The 2,380-nt window shown below is 38.5% G+C and carries 2 protein-coding genes; both read right to left on the reverse strand.

The features are described 5' to 3' along the window. On the reverse strand, nucleotides 1-1,890 hold a 1,890-nt coding region (locus tag PX636_RS18745), incomplete at its 3' end, for an N-6 DNA methylase (protein WP_288118274.1). Between the two features lie 132 nt (nucleotides 1,891-2,022). After that, nucleotides 2,023-2,130 carry a BrnA antitoxin family protein gene (locus PX636_RS18750; RefSeq protein WP_265795881.1) on the reverse strand — a complete coding sequence of 36 codons (108 nt, stop codon included), beginning with the start codon at nucleotides 2,128-2,130 and terminating at the stop codon, nucleotides 2,023-2,025. Nucleotides 2,131-2,380: the final 250 nt, after the last annotated feature.

Raw genomic sequence — 2,380 nt, forward strand, 5'->3', positions numbered from 1 at the left:
ATTGAGCCAATTATGTTTTTTATCTGGGATGATATGCTCGAAGCAAACATTACTAAATTTGTTACTCTGTAAATAAGACAATTTAACTTCTCGCAACTCATGAACATGAAAAGGATTAGCATAGAAAATTTTATTTCCAGTTGCTATCCTGTCTTTAACTAAAAACAGGATAGCAATACCAGTCATTGCAGCAGTACCAAAAATTGTATGTTTTTCACAGATAAAAATCCCATCTTTCCCTGATATTTTCCTGACATTACCACCTAAATCTATAAAATAAGCGCAAGTAAATTCTTCTTCAATACATTTTCTAAACCCATCAAAAGAACGAGCATCTAAAAAGGAAGAATTACAGATAAACGCTATTATACCATCTTTATTTAATCGATCAGAAGCCCAACGAATAAAGCGAGTGTACAGATCATAGACGACAATTTGATTCTGTGCTGTCCCTTCTTTGATGTAAGTATCTTTAATTCTTTTATCTATTCCTGGGTATTTACGATTTGCATTATTGTCATTAGCATTTTGCTGCTTGGCATTATAAGGAGGATTACCAATAATTACAGAAATATTGCGGTCATTTTGATGTTGAATCCGTTGGGTATTCTCCACCGACATGGCAAACAAATCCATCTGCTTGAGATGAAAAGCAGCATGGTCCAGGGTATCCACAAAACAGATATGCTCAAACTCCTCATACTCACCCATCTTCTGCTTATAGGTGAACTCAATATTCAAATTCGCAATATAATAAGGCAGAATTGCCACCTCATTACAGTGCATCTCATGCTTATACTTGTACCGTAACTTATCCTTCGGTAAATACTCAATTAACTCCGTCACAAAAGTTCCTGTCCCCGTCGCCGGATCTAAAATTTCTACTCCTGGATCCGCCAACAACTTACCAAAATGCTTGTGAACCAAATAATCGACACTTTCAATCATAAAACGGACAATTTCATTGGGTGTATAGACAATTCCCAACCGGTCCGCCGCTTTCGGATTGTATGCTTTATAAAAATTCTCATAAATCGCCTTGAGAAACTTCTGCTTCTCGTGGTGGTTATAAATATTCGCCGCCGTCCGCCGAATTACCGCATAATAACGTTCAATTGTCCCTAAAGTATTGCGCTTGGTATTACCAGTAAAGAAAGTTTCAATCACTCCCTGTAATTCCCTAGCGATATTATTTTCCCGGTGAAACTGGGACTCATTAAAAATATTGATAAAAATATCCTCTGTCAGGATGTGTTGAATAATCATCTCCCGCACATCTTCCAGGCTAATTTCTGGATTGATTGACTTGCGACAAATCTCTAAAAATTTGTCCCGCGCTGTCACAAAATTCCGATTCGTCTCCGATTGCAACGCAATTAAACCCCGCAACGCTTCTAAAATTGTTGGTAAATCTTCCTTAAAACTATCAATCGCCTCTCGAAAATCCTCAACCTCCGGACGTACATAATTAATAAAAGCATTAATAATCCCATCCAAAGCCTCATCATCGCGCATCGAGACGCGCAGTCTTTCCTCTCCTCCTTGAATTAAAACCGCCGTCTGGGAGTCTTCAAATAAAATATTGTCATTAGGGTAGCCTTTCGCTAACTTTTTCTCAATTTCTTCATCTAAATTATCGTATTGATCCTTACTTTCCCAATATCCCCAATCTAACCGTAAAGCATCCTTTACCGTCCCGTCAGGATAGACAACTTTTCCCGACTTAGTGCGATAATCCAACTCCGGAATTAACAAAAAATCCCGCGCCTTGCAATAGTCATTTAATAAATTCTGAAAAGCGACTCTAATCGAAGTTTCCTTGCGACTTCCGCCATATTGGACAATCTTCTCAACTTCCGCCTGATACTGGCTGATTAATAATCTAGACATGGGCTTAGAGGAGGTAAATAAGTAGTTATAATCAAAGAGAAGATAGATTTTGGACTCTGATCCCCCCTGCCCCCCTTGATAAGGGGGGTGCCGATAGGCGGGGGGATCTGACAATTTTTATTTCGATGTTTTTCACTGGTGCTGGCGTGCCATCACTTCCCGCAAGATATGGTCAATTCCTGTTTCATATCCCTTTCCTTGAGCTTTTAACCATTGTAATTGATCTTGACCTAGTTGAATAGCTAATTACTGCTTTGATGGCGAAAAAGATACTGTTTTTTGAGTAAAAAACTCATCATACTAAATCCCTTGAGTATAGGCTACTTATGAAGATAGGCAAAAGGCACTCATGCAAAAGGCAAAAGGGGGGATAAATAATCAGTCTTTAATAACCGCATTTAGAATTATCAGTGACTCTTAAATTAGTACAAAAATATGAACAATCGCGTGTAAGCATCTCACAGTTAACCTAATGCGCGGGGGGTTTGGG

This window comes from Microcystis sp. M53598_WE2 (assembly GCF_030067735.1).
GTDB lineage: Bacteria > Cyanobacteriota > Cyanobacteriia > Cyanobacteriales > Microcystaceae > Microcystis > Microcystis aeruginosa.